At 54.8% G+C, this 14,354-nt stretch carries 12 protein-coding genes and 1 pseudogene; 8 read left to right on the top strand and 5 right to left on the bottom strand.

What is annotated here, in order from left to right:
- Positions 1-115 precede the first annotated feature (115 nt).
- Together ACIPR4_RS08065 and ACIPR4_RS08060 are read right to left on the bottom strand one after the other, a co-directional pair.
- Entirely contained in the window at positions 116-1,501 is a 1,386-nt protein-coding gene (locus ACIPR4_RS08065) for an MSCRAMM family protein (RefSeq protein ID WP_013568167.1), read from the bottom strand.
- 152 nt (positions 1,502-1,653) lie between these two features.
- Entirely contained in the window at positions 1,654-2,709 is a 1,056-nt protein-coding gene (locus tag ACIPR4_RS08060; protein ID WP_013568166.1) for a hypothetical protein, read from the bottom strand.
- A 646-nt stretch (positions 2,710-3,355) separates the two neighbouring features.
- Here ACIPR4_RS08060 and ACIPR4_RS22695 point away from each other — a divergent pair.
- From ACIPR4_RS22695 to ACIPR4_RS08045, 3 genes and pseudogenes are all read left to right on the top strand, one after another.
- Positions 3,356-4,915 (top strand): hypothetical protein, encoded by a 1,560-nt coding sequence (locus ACIPR4_RS22695; protein ID WP_013568164.1) that lies wholly within the window; start codon positions 3,356-3,358, stop codon positions 4,913-4,915.
- A gap of 216 nt (positions 4,916-5,131) precedes the next feature.
- The gene (locus ACIPR4_RS08050) at positions 5,132-5,386 is read left to right on the top strand and encodes a PqqD family protein (RefSeq protein ID WP_013568163.1); all 255 of its coding nucleotides are present in this window, start codon (positions 5,132-5,134) and stop codon (positions 5,384-5,386) included.
- Between the two features lie 129 nt (positions 5,387-5,515).
- Positions 5,516-5,902: pseudogene (locus ACIPR4_RS08045) on the top strand (error-prone DNA polymerase); the annotation flags it as partial.
- Between the two features lie 112 nt (positions 5,903-6,014).
- Here the strand turns inward: ACIPR4_RS08045 and ACIPR4_RS22470 are convergent.
- From ACIPR4_RS22470 to ACIPR4_RS08030, 3 genes are all read right to left on the bottom strand, one after another.
- Positions 6,015-7,076: a hypothetical protein gene (locus ACIPR4_RS22470; protein ID WP_013568162.1), complete on the bottom strand. Its 1,062-nt coding sequence runs from the start codon at positions 7,074-7,076 to the stop codon at positions 6,015-6,017.
- A 528-nt stretch (positions 7,077-7,604) separates the two neighbouring features.
- Entirely contained in the window at positions 7,605-8,780 is a 1,176-nt protein-coding gene (locus ACIPR4_RS08035) for a hypothetical protein (RefSeq protein WP_013568161.1), read from the bottom strand.
- Positions 8,777-9,715, bottom strand: coding sequence for a hypothetical protein (locus ACIPR4_RS08030; RefSeq protein ID WP_041585986.1), 939 nt, complete (start codon positions 9,713-9,715; stop codon positions 8,777-8,779). The genes ACIPR4_RS08035 and ACIPR4_RS08030 overlap by 4 nt, the downstream gene beginning before the upstream one ends.
- 722 nt (positions 9,716-10,437) lie before the next feature.
- Between ACIPR4_RS08030 and ACIPR4_RS08025 the strand changes: the two genes are divergently transcribed.
- The 5 genes from ACIPR4_RS08025 (at position 10,438) to ACIPR4_RS08010 (ending at position 14,350) form a co-directional block, all read left to right on the top strand.
- A complete protein-coding gene (locus tag ACIPR4_RS08025; RefSeq protein ID WP_013568159.1) occupies positions 10,438-11,358 on the top strand; it encodes a lipoprotein in 921 nt (306 codons plus the stop codon).
- 11 nt (positions 11,359-11,369) lie between these two features.
- Complete coding sequence (locus tag ACIPR4_RS08020; protein WP_013568158.1) at positions 11,370-11,699, top strand: hypothetical protein; 330 nt, start codon at positions 11,370-11,372, stop codon at positions 11,697-11,699.
- Between the two features lie 352 nt (positions 11,700-12,051).
- Positions 12,052-12,579, top strand: a complete 528-nt coding sequence (locus ACIPR4_RS23390; RefSeq protein WP_342612436.1) for a transposase family protein — start codon at positions 12,052-12,054, stop codon at positions 12,577-12,579.
- Positions 12,564-13,640, top strand: a complete 1,077-nt coding sequence (locus tag ACIPR4_RS08015; RefSeq protein WP_049780806.1) for an ISL3 family transposase — start codon at positions 12,564-12,566, stop codon at positions 13,638-13,640. Before ACIPR4_RS23390 ends, ACIPR4_RS08015 begins: the two co-directional genes overlap by 16 nt.
- 242 nt (positions 13,641-13,882) lie before the next feature.
- The gene (locus ACIPR4_RS08010) at positions 13,883-14,350 is read left to right on the top strand and encodes a cupin domain-containing protein (protein WP_013568157.1); all 468 of its coding nucleotides are present in this window, start codon (positions 13,883-13,885) and stop codon (positions 14,348-14,350) included.
- Positions 14,351-14,354 lie beyond the last annotated feature (4 nt).

Genomic DNA, 14,354 nt, shown 5'->3' with positions numbered 1-14,354 from the left:
CTTTGGCTTCGAAGAATCCATGCGGACAGCACCTTAGAAAGAAATAACGTCAGTGTGTAGACCTGTCAGTATGGCTCGTCCATTCCTGGGTTTATCTCAATCGTTCCTTGACAGCTTAGTCGACTTGCTGCGACAGATGAAGTTCTACTTGCGTCGCATGCTCCGCCTCATCGAGATTCACCTCGGTAGAGTCCCTAACAAATCGGGCCAGGTAATCGGCATTACGGTACTCCACATTCTGGAGACTAGACCAGGCATAAAGACGGTACTGTCCAGGCGACAACCCCATAATCTGGAAGTGTTTCTGCTGATCCGTCGTTAGTGTGCGAACCTCTCCGTCGAACTCGGATTGAATGACAACGCTCACAGCGCCGGTCTCCGAGCCGGTGTCCACCTTCCCTTCGACACTCGCGGCAAGGTTGCTCAATTGAATATCCAGAAGACCATAGCGTTCACCAACTGCGACCGGAATGCGCCCGTCGGGCAATGATTTTCCATTGAGCGCTACCAACTGCACAAACGTATCGCCTGCACCCTGAACCGCCAATCGATACTCCCCAGCAGGAACGGATGGAAATACAATACGTCCATCAGAGCTGACCGATGAAGCGAGTTCTTTCTGGATCCCGTTTCCTGTCGATCGCAAAACCAATGCGGAGGGCCACTTTAGCTGAGGCCATGTGCCTTCTTGCAATTTTCCTTCGATGCGTGCGTTGGTCGTTTCCTGGAGGTTGATCGTTGCGACCAAATTTGACTGAGTGGTTGTAGTCACAGTGGCCCGATGGTCTGCGGCATCGGCATACCACCCAGCATCTATGCGATAGATTCCAGGGGAAATGGAATGGATGTCGAAGGTGCCTGCCGCCGCATTGTACGCTGCAATGATTTCCGTAGCAAGATCATAGTCATGCCCGTGCATGCTCACAGTCAGCGACGACCTCGGGGGATTGGTCGGAAGCGCCACATGAATTGTGGATGGCTCCACTGCGGCAAACATGATGTTTGCTGAGCCACGTTCGCCATCGGTAATGACAAGTCGAATCGCTGTATCTACGTTTGTGGTATTTGGATAGAAGGTCACGGGATAGATGGTTGTCGGGGCCGGAAGATTAACTTTCTCTCGCGCTGGCTGCTGCCGTGCATGTGCCTGGACGATGTACTGTCCTCTAGAACGCAGATTACAAACATAGCGGCCTTCTCCATCCGTCTTCGTCGTACATGCCGGTGCAGGGGTCGCGCGCCCATCTTGAATTTCCAGTTTGTATATCAGCACATCCGCAGAGAGGGGGACATTCTCTTGCTCAACGATTGAGCCAGAAATAGAACAATAGCAATTCTTATCCTGGGGCCACACGCGATACATCCCACAGACAAACAAGAGAGCCAACAAGAGGCTTCGCTCAATCAAGCGATAGGCCATGGATCGCTCCGGACCAGAAGAACTGGATTTTTGGTTAATGAAGTAAGTGGCTGAATCATCGCCGAGCTGCTGGTTCTCCATCAACTTTCTCCAGTTTTGCATTCGATGAGGCATGGCGCTCATCAAGATCGAGGCGGTAGGACTATGGCAGCAACTTCGACTGCCATAGTCCCGCCCGACACAAGAGTTTCGGGATGATCGTTCTTGTGAGGTCGCAGATTACACAGAACGCGCTAACTTCCGAGCGTCACATTAAGCGTGTTGGTTCCGTCATTCGAAGCGTAGAAGAGGTAAAAATATTGAGAAAAGATCGAAAGACCCGATCCATCCTGAATTGCGGGTTCTCCTTCCATCGCAAGATGCGCATCCGCACCATTCGCCCAACTAACCCCATTCGTTGTGTATCGCTGGGAGAACTTGTGAGCATCATCATTGGTCCGGACGTCGTACCAGAGAATCCCGTTATGTGCACCGAGATGCGGTGCGCACGAAGATTGGCTGCCGTCCAGAGCGTTGCTCTTGGTCCATGTCACTCCTTGGTCGGATGAAGTGTAGTAATACATGTCATGGCTATTGGCATTCGTCACCCAACCCGCGTACAAGACCCCATTGTAGACAGCTAGACCTGGGTTATAGCCCAACGAGTCAGGGAGACTTCCGGCAAAGTTTGTGCAGCTGAAAGTGGACCCATCCGCCGATTTGCATAGCGTCATCGTCCGCGTAGCAGCGTCCAGAAGCGCTACATAGAGATAGGTACCGTCTGTAGCGAGAGATGGAGAGTAGAGCACATTGCCCGATACGGGAAGACCCGTTACGACTCCCCAGCTAGTACCGTCAAAGCTAACGATGTCAGTAAACTCTGTTCCTGTCGGTGCTGCGTTGTTGAACGCCAGGTATAGCCTGCCCTTGAAGGCCACAAGCGAGGGATTCGTGTTCGATGACGCGACACCGCCCGAAGGATTGATATAGCCGAATCCGGAGTAAGCTGCGCCGGTGCCGCTGCCCACATAGACGTACTTGTTGCCAAATTGGTCCGCCACGGAAGTGGAGGTATACGCGACATACATCTGTCCGTTGTAGACTGCGGCGGCGGGAGTTTCGCGTCCGGGTACACCGCTGATTGTTACCCCTAAGCTGCTTGAAGCGGACCATGACAAGCTTTGCGCCGAGGCGCTGACCGTGAATACAGTGAGGAGCGCGATCAAGAGCGAAGAAAGAAGCCAGAAGTTAGTTGAAGCGCGTTGGCTGATCAATGAGGAGTTGGAGGATCGATTGAGTAGGTTTTTCATGGCCGGTTTCCTTTTCGGGTTTAAGCGAACGAAATAGGTTCGGCACCCTGGCTCTGGGACTGTAAGCGAGCCGGTGCCAAGAGACGAGTCATACGTAACTAAACTTCTGGGGGGAAGAGGTGCAGGAGTAACAAGAACAGAGATCGATACATAGCTGCGAAGTCTTTGACTTATCACCTCGTCGGAATATTAATGAACCTCCGATTCCTTGTCTGTCAATGGGTCAGGGATTACATTTGCTAACTTAGAATTACCAACTCTTTAGTTTGCACCGTGCTGCTGCAATCCTTCCCAAAAGCGTCGCTGACCGTGACGTGTATTAGCGCGGCCCCTAACATTCCATCTCCCTCCGAAGAAAGTCCTCATAAAGCAAGATGGTGACGTCCAGCTTTGGAGACTCGACTTATTTCAATCATCAAGTCGTTCCAGATTGGGAAAACACCGGAATAGCTATACGAAATCCAAGTAAAAGAAAGCGTCTTTAAGGAATCGTTATGCGTCTGCACTTGCACGCAAGCATACGATTTGCACGGTTCTGGGCCAGAGTTTTTCCGGAAAGCCCGTTGTCGAACGTTGGTAGGGTCTGGCTCCGCTTTGTGCGAATTCGCAACTCCGACGCTGAGTACCAAGAGGAGAAGGCTTCGCCATGTATCGACCTGCCGACTACGATGAAATCATCGAGCGCGTGGAACACATTCGCGGCCTTCTAAGGCAGATTCCACCGGCCAATGAGCGCGAACAACGCGTCCGCGAGCGGCGCGAGCAATGGATCAAAGACCTCATCACGAATCTACGGCACACGCGCGACCGCGCTATGGTGCAGATGCTGGAAGATTTGGAGACACTGTGTCTGCTCACGAAAGAGGGGGGCTATCGTCTGTTTGGCTATTCGCTTGATGCCATCCGAGAGTATGACCTCTACCTCAACGGTGGGCGTACCCACATCGTGGAATCGTACATCTTCAATCGGGATTATCCGGTACAACTGCCGTTGGAGTTAGCCCCCGCCGAGGCGTTTTCACAAAACGCTACACTGCACACGCTGGTGCGAAGCTGGCAGAGTGCGGTCCCGATCCGTGCGCTAAACCGTCCAAGATGGCATCATCCCGGCACCTTCTATCTCCACGTAGGAACCGAAGACAGTCTGGGGTCCAGTCTTCCTCCGGGTTCCATGGCACTTGTAGATCCAGTTGCGGATGAGGAGCGGATCCGACCCAACCCACGCTCGATCTACCTGCTCCAGTTTCGCAACGGATATCGCTGTAGCCGCTGTGTGGCCACGCGGGGCAAATTGCAATTGCTCACTGCAGACCATTCCTACTTCGGAACGGAGGAGTTTCTGTATCCCGGGTCGGTGCGAATCGCGGGACGTGTGCGCGCCTTCGCGGTGGGGTTGCCGATGCAGGAGTATCGCTGCTTACGCGGGATCTGGGCGTATGACGGCAGCGCAGAGCTCATCCTTCCGTGGGAACACCGTTCTCGTGGGAAGTTGTTTGCAACGAAGCATAGGAGGTTCGTGCGGTCGAGTGAACAGAAACGCTATGTCCAGGAGTTACTTCAGGCGAGACTCCACTCAAAGGTCAGCGAGAGAACGAGGCGTCGCTACCGCAGCAATACGAGCTCCGAACCGCACGCCGATGCTCTGATTCAGATGAGTATCGAGCACTTTGCAACCTATAGCGATACGTTGAGAACCGGAGGCTACGCGCTCCACGATGCGGGTCATTTTTCCCTGGACGCGATGTTACGCGCACGAAACTTTTCCGATCTGGCGTCGTTGCGCGCCAAGGCTCTCGCTCCAATGCCCTCTGAGGTATGGGACGCAAGGCGCAAAGAAATTGGAGAGTATGCGGCGTTGTTCGCTTTGAAGTTTCCGCAACCGAGCCTTCTCGAAGAACGAGTAGTGCGCATGGGTGAGGAGAAGACAGTAACTGGCTTTCAACCGAATCTCCGACCTGGCTCGTGGGTGCTCCTGGAAGAGCTTTCTGGTCTACCCGACGTACGGAGCGACTGGAACAAGCGAGGCTGGTCACGACCTCTCTACGCCATGCGCCGTGGATTGGAGCATATGTTCGGATATCTGGATCGGGACGGAAGCAGCTTAGCCTTGCTGAGCGGGACAGGCGGCGAGTGTGAAAAGGTCGTGTTCGGCATAAGCGAACTTTCCCAACTGCGACGGGTCTGCGGCGTGGTGGTACCCGTTTAGGTTGTGGCGAAGTCTTAAGCCTGAAAGTACCTTTGGCCGAAAGTGTGTGAAAAAAACGCACTAGAAATTCCCCACATTGCGCTCGCAAATCCTTCTGCTGCGACGGCGAAGTAAGTTTGGCCAATTGCCCGTTTTCGCTTGCACGATGCAAGAAGGAAGACGAAGCTCACCTTCACAGCCGGTTGCGCATTGATCGTCCAAGGCTGCGGAGTGTTTATGGCAAACGACAAGGCTCATCTTCGGACTGTCGCGAATGAGGACGGTGCCGCAATCCTCGATACGCAGCAAGGAACCATCTCGACCTTGAACACTACCGGCGGATATGTCTGGCAGGCACTGGAACAAGGCGAGAGCGAAGAGGCCATCGTGGCGAGCCTTGTCGAAGAGACTGGCGCACCGCGAGAAGTCGTTGCACACGATGTGAGTGATTTCCTTGCTTCTCTCAAAGAACACAAACTGTTGTCTCGTTGAACAGACTGGAAGCATCATGACAACGTCAACGCATCTCGAAGAGGTGGAGTACCGACTGATTCTGGTCGATCCGACTTCACGCAGGTTGTTAGCGCACCCCGTCGATGGAGCGTTTCACTTGATCAGGATATGCGGCGCTCCTGGGAGCGGATGAAGAATCTCGAAGGAAAACTGAAGGCTGGCATGACAGCGAACGGACTCGACACTGCGACGCAGAAGAACATCAGTTCCTTTGCGTTGTATGGCTTTCCCGAATCGCATGCTGCGAGCTTCGCTCTGATTGCGTATGCCTCCGCATACTTCAAAGTGAAGTACCTCGCTGCTTTCACCTGCGCCATCCTCAACAACCAGCCCATGGGTTTTTACATGCCCGCCGTCCTCGTCAAAGACGCGCAACGACACGGCCTTCGTATCAAACCCATCGATGTGCAGGTCTCCGATTGGCCGTGCACAATCGAGCATGAAAAAGACCAAAGTCTCTCCTTGCGCCTTGGTCTTGGATATGCGCGCGGATTGTCGCACTATCGTTAGCAAGCGTTGCGCACGCCCAGGGAACGATGGACTTCTCCGGGGCCCAAACTTTAATGGGCACATTCAAGACTGTTTGCTTACATGCAATGGGATTGCTTTACGGGAAACCTGGCTGTTGCCCTACTTCATGCTTTCCTAGCTTTTTCGCTTCTCTTACACCAAGAGGCGCCCCAATCCGGTAGCGAGCATTTTGCATAATGTCGCAGGAATCCCAATGACTTGATTGCGAGGTCATCTCACCTTTAATGCGTCTACAGATATCCTCACGCCAGTGTCCAGTTTTGTCGTAATAATCGAAGCGAACGAGGATGAACATCCGACGGTGAATCACTGCTTTACTACGCGCATCGATTAGGTCGTTGTATATATCGTTTGGTCCCCAAGGTCTTGTGTACTGCTCTGTATGAGGATCGCCTGAAACCATCCTGTCATAGTAGACCCCTGTAGTCGCAATCTGACTCGCGCGGTCCGGCTTCTTTTCTGCTCTGAAAAAGTTCTGCCAATCTCGATTAAAGCTATCCTTCGCCGAGACTGGCGACAGCCCTTCCAATTCCGGCACAAGATACGCGTTCGAAAGAATTTTCAATCGACGTGCTTCATCAGTCCCCCTGTTAGCCCAATCGATAGTGATTGTAAACGTCCGCCTCAAGCTGAGCGATTTAGGGTCGGATGCAGTTTGTTCTGGCGTTGGGTCCTTTGGATAAATAAGTATTGGCCCAATTTGCAAATCTGCTCGTGGAGCAGTCTGGATTAACGTCTCTTCTGCGGCGTCGAGGGCTCTGCTGATGCGATCTTTGGTGTCCTTGAATTCCGCGTTTTCGGTGTCGAGTATTGTTTTGAATTGCTTCTGTTGTTCTTCGAATTCCGAAGTCTGCACTTTGACTTCTGCAGCATGCTTCTGGTCCTGCGTATTTCGATCAGTACGGATGGCATGCAGTTCCGCATAGAGTAAGCACGATAAGACAAATACCCATACGACACGCTCAATCGCCGATAACTCTCTGATTGCGATAATTCCTGAAGCGACACCAAGCACAGCAACCGCGACCCCTGGGCTCGGTACCTTCCAAAGCATGTACATCGCAGACAGCGCTGTTACGCCGAGCAACACATATCCAAGCGCCCGATTATTCCATGCGGCCTTAAATGCATCTTGCATCTCGTCTGACCTGCGGCAGAATTTGAAGAGGATTCCGCTAAGAATCTTACCTCGGCTGTTCTAGAAAAAGCGTGGAATCCGCTCATGAACGCCCGCGCCAAAATCGTCGCCAAGCGGACACTTAAAAGCGGCTTCACCAGAGCCGACCTTGCGACCTCCCCAAAGGCTGGATTGCTCAGCCGACCAGTCGGAGGCTAGTCCCCAAGATCTCCACGTCTCTGCGCTATAGACACCTTGGCTCTTGATGGCGACGCCTTCTGGACGTTCTATGACCCGATCAGCGGGGAGGCCAAGGGAGCGTTCGTCGTTGAGCACAATCTTAGTGGGGTGATGATCTAGGAGTTGTCCGAGGATACAGCGAAGGAAGCCTGCTCAGAGCTGCGCACAGGAGCCTTGCTGGGGCGAGGACGCCGGAGATCCGAACGGTAGGAAAGCGTGTTGTGGCCAGCGGTTCAGAAGATAGAGTTGTGGGCGCGCCGTCGTGCTTCGTGAACCATTTCGGCCGCTTCAGGGCCGAGGTGAATCAGGTCAATGCTTCCAGGTGTCCTTAATGGCACTCGGAATGGACTGAATGATGCTGTCGGTGTAGACCTGGGAGCCCGAGCCATTGGGATGGAAGGCGGGGCTGGTCTCGCAAATAGGCCGTTCGAGAAGATCGGGAACGTTGCGTGGGTCATCGCAGAGGGGGACGCGATACCAGTACTTCTGGTCCTTGTAGAAGGCAAAGAGGTGGAAGAAGCGGAAGGAGATCATCCACAGATGGCGGTTGGGTGCCCCGTAGGCTAAGTTGGGGTTGACGGTGGGATCGGGGTAGCCGTAGTTACCTTCGGGCAGCTGAGCATAGAAGAAGCGCGGTGAGGAAGCGGAAGCGTTGACTTGTTGGATGTCTTCTTTCAGAGCTTTCTTTGAGGTCTGGTAGAAGAGCTCCGAGTTGTCGGCCATGCTGTCATGCTCCTGGAGATGGCTCATGGAGGTTTTCGGTTGAGGTGGGGTAATAGTCTTCTGTCGGGTGAGTGCTTTTTGATCGCGAATACGCTTGGCACGGTTGACGGCGCGGCGGGTGCCGGAGAGACCGAAGAAGCCGAAGACGGTGGACTTCTTTGAGACGAGTGGATAGTAGCCGGCGACGACGACTGCGGTGTTGGGGAAGCTGGCGTCTATCTTCTGGAGCTCTTTCAACATGGCGGGGCCGCAGGCAGCCTCGGTCTCGCTCTTGAGCAGGCCGGGCTGGGTCCAGGGAAGTGCTATGGATTCAGCGCCAACGTCGTTGATGCAGCCTTCGACGAGGATGAGGTCAGGGTGCGCGAGACCCGGGGCCCTAGCGGCGCAGGCGATCTGGTCGTCGACGGAGGGGAGGGAGTAATTGAGGTCTCCGATGTCTGGAACGGGGTTGACTGGATACGAGGCACCGAGTTGCGCTGCCAGGACCGCGGCGGAGTGAGCGTAGGTGGCGAGACGGACGGGACGGAGGGAGTACGTGGCGAGCCACTGGGCGGTGCGATAACGAAAGGTGTTCTGTTCCAGCAGGCCGTCGCCCCACATGAGCGAAGTGCCAAAGGCGACGACGACCATTGGAGATGCCGTAGGGGAGGAGCCGACAGCAGGAATGAGATCGTCTGGAGGGTGAATGCACTGCTGGCCAATGGCGGGCAGTGTCATGGTGAGGAGTGCGATGGACAGGAGTAGGGTGAGAATGCGGGTCATACGAGGGTGTAACCGAGGTTGATGGTGGAGAGGCGGGTGGGGGATTGCTGGGCGGAGTCTTCCACGATGTATTCATGCATGGCGATGGGGTTGGTGCCGCCGTTGACGAGGTGGGCGAGGATGTCGAAGCTGTGCAGGATGATGTTGCGATGCTCATCCATGTCACAGTCGAGCAGGTGGACGGCGACGCCGTCGACGACGAGGAAGGAGAGGGTGAGCTGTAGGTTTCCCTGTTCGTAGTCCTTCTTCACGGTGATGATCTGCCTGAGATTCTGGTCGCTGTGGTAAGCGGTGGGGATGTTGGGGATATGGAGGGGCAGATCGGCGGCGGGCTCGGTAAAGAAGCCCTGGGCGGCGTAGGTGCTGGTGAGTTCGTTGAGGATGGTTTGGACGTTTTCAAAGAGGGCGGGGTCGACCTCGGCGAGGAAGCGCTCCTGGTCGATGCGGACAACCTTGCGCACGTAGCTATACCAGGGGATCATGGCTATAGGGTCGACCTCATCGGTCAGGACGGCGAAGAGGTTGAGTAGGGCGGCCTTGGCGAGGATTTGCTGAGTGCCGGCGAGGGTATCATAGGCGGCCTGGAGGTCGCCTATGATGGGACCGTTCTTCACATCGACGGTCTTGCTGACGGAGAGGACCTTCTTGAAAGGATCGAAGCGGTCAGCGGGAAGTTCGCCCAAAGAAGAGAAGACAGACTCCCACCTTGAGGGCAGGCGTGCGACGTGGAAGGTGTGGCTGGGATTGGGGTTGCCGCGCGGCATGAAGGTGAAGCCGGGGCCGGCGTCATAGCGGGAGAGGGAGAGGGTGACCGTCCACATGGGGAAGGTGTCGGGATCTTCGAGTTCGACGATGTACTCGCCCGTGAAGTTGGGGACGACCTGGTGCAAAATCGTCTGCTGGAGAGGGACGGTCTGAACAATGTCGAGTGTCATGGAGGTATCGACGGCAGCGAAACCGTCTAAGGTTTTTGCTAGGAGAGTAATAGTTATTGGCATGACGGGGGCTCAACTTCTGCGGAGGAGATGGAGTCACGGGGGCCGGCAACGAATCATAGCGCGAGATATGGGATGGCGCTAGAGGAAATTAGCGCCGTCGCCAAAAGGCCAAAGTGGGTGGCCTTGTAGTTAGTGCATTGTTCACCAGCTTCTAACGTCTCGCCTATTATCCGACGACGCTCCACAGCACTATGCCGACATCGAGGACCTTGCGATCATCCCGGCTGTCCGCACTGCAGCGACAAAGGGTCAATTTGCCGAGGAGAAAGACTGTGCTCAGTTTCATCCGGGTTCAACATGCAGTTGGAAGCAAACTGCATTTCCCATTAGCAACGTTCAGCCCACTTTCCATGAGCACGACCAGCAGGTCATCGATGGGTTCCCTTGTGTCAGGATAGGGACCTACATCGATCTGTATTGTGATCTCTTGGAACACGGCTTCGGTGACGTCTTCCCCAATCTGCTTACAAAAGAATTGACAAGTCCCTTTGATGTCTCCATCATGCGGTGGACGACCGTTGAGGACAATGACTGCCCTGCTTGGATCCTGAGTATGAACTTGCTTCAGGCCAAAGCAAAGCTTGTCGCGTGTGCGACAAAACTAGTTCCCATGTCAGACCCGGTATTGAGTGAGTTGCCCAAAGAACGGAGAATCGACGATGACCCGAGCAAGGAAGTTTTGCATAACCCTCATTTGCAGCGGGCTAATCAGTTCGCTTGTGGCCTGCAAGGTGTCAGATGACGCAATTGCTGCCTCGCAACAAATGACATCCACCGCAAACGCGTTGAACGACTATTATTCAGCGCTGGATGCGAGGCTCGCTGGCACGATCTCTCTTTATGAGCTGGACGGGGCAATCTCCGGAATCCCATTTGGAGATGATGATCGAAAGCTCTCTGAGTCGACGCGGGAAGAACTTCAAAAGCGAAAAGAGCTGGCGGACGCGCTTGCGAGACTAGCGTCCGCGATGTCCACGCTTTCAAATTCTAAGGCGGCGTCTGACGTGCAAGCTTCGGCAACGCAGCTAGGTAATGAGTTGATCGCAGTTCAAGCTCTCCCAGGCGGCTCATCGGTTCCTGACGCGGTCGGAAAAGCAGGAAACTTTCTGCTGCAAATCGTACAGCAGCATGAAGAGAAAAAAGCGGCTCGTGCCATCGACGAAACACTAAAAGCTGTCGCAGACCTGTTCGAGAAGGAAAAGCCAACTTATGATTCCATCGCACGAACCCATGATCGCGAAGCTAGCCAAATCGCTCAGGATCTCCTTAAATCGAATGCCGTCGATCCAAGTCCAATGCTCGCTCCTGCGCTGAAACCGTTCGATCTCAGAGCCCTACCTCCAAGTCTGTCAATGCAATCTTCATTGAAGACATTGGCACTCTCCCGGCTCCAGCACGCAACGGACGAGGCTATGAAAAAGGACGAGTCTGCCTCAGCTGCGATGCTTGCATCACTTCGCGAAATGAGTTCACGTGTACACCTAGTAGCTACCGAAAAGCCAATGTCTCTTCGCGGAGCTCCCTTCTCGCTGAAGCTCGTCGAAGATTGGGCTCAGTCATGGTCTGCATCCCTCATCTAAAGGAGAACGTAATGAGTCAGTCCATAGAGGCACTTGAAAATCAATTTTTCTTACTGAGAGGTAGCCTCAGCGCGTTGACAGAGCAGGGAGCGACGACAAATCAGTTGGATCTGCTGCGTACACAAATAGCTCAGAGCCGGACAAACTACTGGACCGCCGTGAAGAAGAATCTTCATGACGACAACCCTGAGATCATGGAGCTCGTCATCCAGCTCAATACAGAAGAGACGAGTCTTAAGACCACCATCGATCATCTAGGAGATGTCGCCAAGGTGATCGATGCGATCACGAAGGCTGTAGACATCGGTTCCCAGATCGTGGCGAAAGCCGTCGAATTTTAGCACCACGACCGAAAAGTTCCCGACCTTCAGTCGGGCTCGATTGCCGATCATAGTTCCACCTGTTCTGTTACATTCCGCCCCTTACCTTTATTAGCGTGTATGGCCGGATAGCAGACCAACCTTCGATCACGTAGGAGCCCACCGTGTCGGACAGTCGGCACGGTGGGCCTGGCCCATGCCGGTCGCATAGAACGTCATCACCACCGCACGATGCCTCAGCGTCTTTACGGGCAGGTATTGCAGCGTCGCTGTCCGCTGTTGTTTTTCACAATCCGTGTCGCATTCTGATCAGATTATTTGGGTTCTGGCACGCTTTTGGTGACGAGGCGGTTGCGGGTGTAGATGTAGAGGCATGAACCGAGGAACGCTGATCCCTAGCAGTGCAGAGGTTGATCTGATCTGCCTTCGCCCGAAGGCCGGCTTGATCCATGTGGAACTCCGTGCTTGCCAAGCCGTCTCTTTCTGTCCAGGCTGCGGCAGCCGCTCATCCCGGGTGCACAGTCGCTACTGGCGTACGCTCGCAGACCTGCCGTGGGAAGGTATCCCGGTGCAGATTTCTCTTCGAGCCCGCAAGTTTTTCTGTGTGGACGGGCGCTGCACGCGCCGCATCTTCACCGAACCACTCCCTGGGACCGTAAGCCGTTATGCACGGCGGAGCGACCGCGCCAGCGAAGCTCTTAGCTGGGTCACCCTCGCGCTCGGTGGCCGGGCCGGTGCAAGACTCGCCCGCAAGCTGGGCTTGCTCGCGAGCAGAACGACACTTCTTCATGAGCTTCGCAGACGGGCGCCTTCATCTGCACCGTCGGCACCAAGGGTTCTCGGGATCGATGAGTGGGCCCGGAGAAGGGCCATCGCTATGGAACGATGCTGTGCGATCTAGAGCAGGGCCGCGTCATCGATCTGCTTCCAACCCGCGACTCAGAGACCGTAGCAGCATGGCTCCGTCAGCATCCGAGCGTGCAAGTTGTGAGCCGGGATCGGGCAGGTCCCTTCGCGGACGCTATCCGTAAGGGTGCTCCGAACGCCGTACAAGTTGCGGACCGATGGCACCTGCTGAACAACCTTGTAGATACGCTGCTCCGGTCGCTTGAGCGTCATCGTGGAACGGTGAGAGAAGTCCGCGGTCGCCTCGAAGCTCCTCCAGAAACCCAGCTCGTCCGTAGTTCTGGTCCAGAAGATCCGCAAACGCTCGCATCGCAGAGGACACAGCAGAAGAGGAAGGGCCGCCTTGAGCTCTACCAGCAGATGACCGAGCTAATCGCTCGTGGCAAAAGCCAGTCTGAAGCCGCAGCAGCCGTCGGTGTCAGCTTGCGAACCGTACAGCGATGGACCGCAACCGGAGTCTTTCCAGAGCGCAAGCACCGGGTCTTCCCAAGCCACGTCGATGCGTTCGGACCTTATCTCGAGAGGCGTTTTGCGGAAGGCTGCACCAACGCCTCACAACTCTGGCGCGAGATCAGGCAGCAGGGCTTCCGAGGAAATATCTCCGGCGTATTGCGCTGGCTACAGCGTCGCTTCGTATCCTTGCGAACATCCGGAATGACACCACCCATAAAGAGAAGACCGCCTCTCTGCCTTGAGCATGTCGCCTGGCTGATGCTGAAAGCCGATCCTCGAAGACATCGCTTCCTGAAGGCACTCTATAGAGATTCTTCCGAGCTGGAATCGCTCGGCCGTACAGCGAGAGGCTTCTTCGAAATGATCCGCAACCGCGATGCTGTGGCGTGGCCACAATGGCTTGAGGCCGCTGCACACTCGCCCCTAGCATCGTTCGCGCGCCGTCTCGAACGAGATCGCAACGCCGTCGACGCTGCACTCCAGCTTCCATGGAGCAACGGCATTGTGGAAGGACAGATCCACCGGCTGAAGCTGATTAAGCGGCAGATGTACGGACGCGCCAGCTTCGATCTACTCAGGCTGCGCGTCCTCCACTCCACCTAACTTCGACGCTTGGATACGCGTTCGCAAGCTCACGTATCTGCTTCACCAAAAGTGAGCCAGAGCCCAAATAATTCCTCAAACCACAGACTAGATGAACCAAGGATTTACTTTGACCTAAAATAGAGCTTCAACAAAACGGATCTTTATTTGCGGAAAGCCTCTTTGATTCAAGAGTGACGTAACCTCATAGCCGCATTCCATAGAATAGCTGCGGCACCGGAAAACAAGAAAAGGAACAATGAATGCCCGAGAAAATACCGCCTCCACCAAACAGCGCTTCTCTGAAGATGAACGATGAGGGACCATGGCATGAAGGAACTACCGGAGAACGCATTGCAGTACGCCTTTCCAGCGCGCAGACAAATGGCGCATATGCTGTCGTGGAGTCCATTGCAGATCCTGGCTGCGGTGTACCTGCACACCTCCATCAGAATGAGGAAGAGCACTTTATTGTTCTCGCCGGCAGGTACCGGTTTCTGATCGGAGAAAAGACCTTTGAGGCTGAAGCTGGCGCTAGCTTTACAGCCCCTCGTGAAACGCCGCATGCCTGGAAGAATATCTCTGATCAGCCCAGCCGCCTGCTTGTTACCCTCACGCCCGGCGGTTTCGAGAGATGCATCGAAACCATTCGCAATAGCCCGGCAAGTAAAATTCTGGAAGTTGCAGCAAGCTACGGCTGCTACATTGTAGGACCGCCTCTCCCCAGCTAATGTG

Source organism: Terriglobus saanensis SP1PR4 (assembly GCF_000179915.2).
Lineage (GTDB): Bacteria > Acidobacteriota > Terriglobia > Terriglobales > Acidobacteriaceae > Terriglobus > Terriglobus saanensis.
This window is presented reverse-complemented; position numbering and strand designations above follow the sequence as displayed.

What these genes read in the sequence shown, in the direction of transcription:
- ACIPR4_RS08030 (WP_041585986.1), bottom strand. Translation starts at nt 9,715, where the DNA reads ATGACACTCGACATTGTTCAGACCGTCCCTCTCCAGCAGACGATTTTG.
- ACIPR4_RS08025 (WP_013568159.1), top strand. Translation starts at nt 10,438, where the DNA reads ATGACCCGAGCAAGGAAGTTTTGCATAACCCTCATTTGCAGCGGGCTA.
- ACIPR4_RS08050 (WP_013568163.1), top strand. Translation starts at nt 5,132, where the DNA reads ATGGCAAACGACAAGGCTCATCTTCGGACTGTCGCGAATGAGGACGGT.
- ACIPR4_RS08015 (WP_049780806.1), top strand. Translation starts at nt 12,564, where the DNA reads ATGCTGTGCGATCTAGAGCAGGGCCGCGTCATCGATCTGCTTCCAACC.
- ACIPR4_RS08035 (WP_013568161.1), bottom strand. Translation starts at nt 8,780, where the DNA reads ATGACCCGCATTCTCACCCTACTCCTGTCCATCGCACTCCTCACCATG.
- ACIPR4_RS08020 (WP_013568158.1), top strand. Translation starts at nt 11,370, where the DNA reads ATGAGTCAGTCCATAGAGGCACTTGAAAATCAATTTTTCTTACTGAGA.
- ACIPR4_RS08065 (WP_013568167.1), bottom strand. Translation starts at nt 1,501, where the DNA reads ATGGAGAACCAGCAGCTCGGCGATGATTCAGCCACTTACTTCATTAAC.
- ACIPR4_RS08060 (WP_013568166.1), bottom strand. Translation starts at nt 2,709, where the DNA reads ATGAAAAACCTACTCAATCGATCCTCCAACTCCTCATTGATCAGCCAA.
- ACIPR4_RS08010 (WP_013568157.1), top strand. Translation starts at nt 13,883, where the DNA reads ATGCCCGAGAAAATACCGCCTCCACCAAACAGCGCTTCTCTGAAGATG.
- ACIPR4_RS23390 (WP_342612436.1), top strand. Translation starts at nt 12,052, where the DNA reads ATGAACCGAGGAACGCTGATCCCTAGCAGTGCAGAGGTTGATCTGATC.
- ACIPR4_RS22470 (WP_013568162.1), bottom strand. Translation starts at nt 7,076, where the DNA reads ATGCAAGATGCATTTAAGGCCGCATGGAATAATCGGGCGCTTGGATAT.
- ACIPR4_RS22695 (WP_013568164.1), top strand. Translation starts at nt 3,356, where the DNA reads ATGTATCGACCTGCCGACTACGATGAAATCATCGAGCGCGTGGAACAC.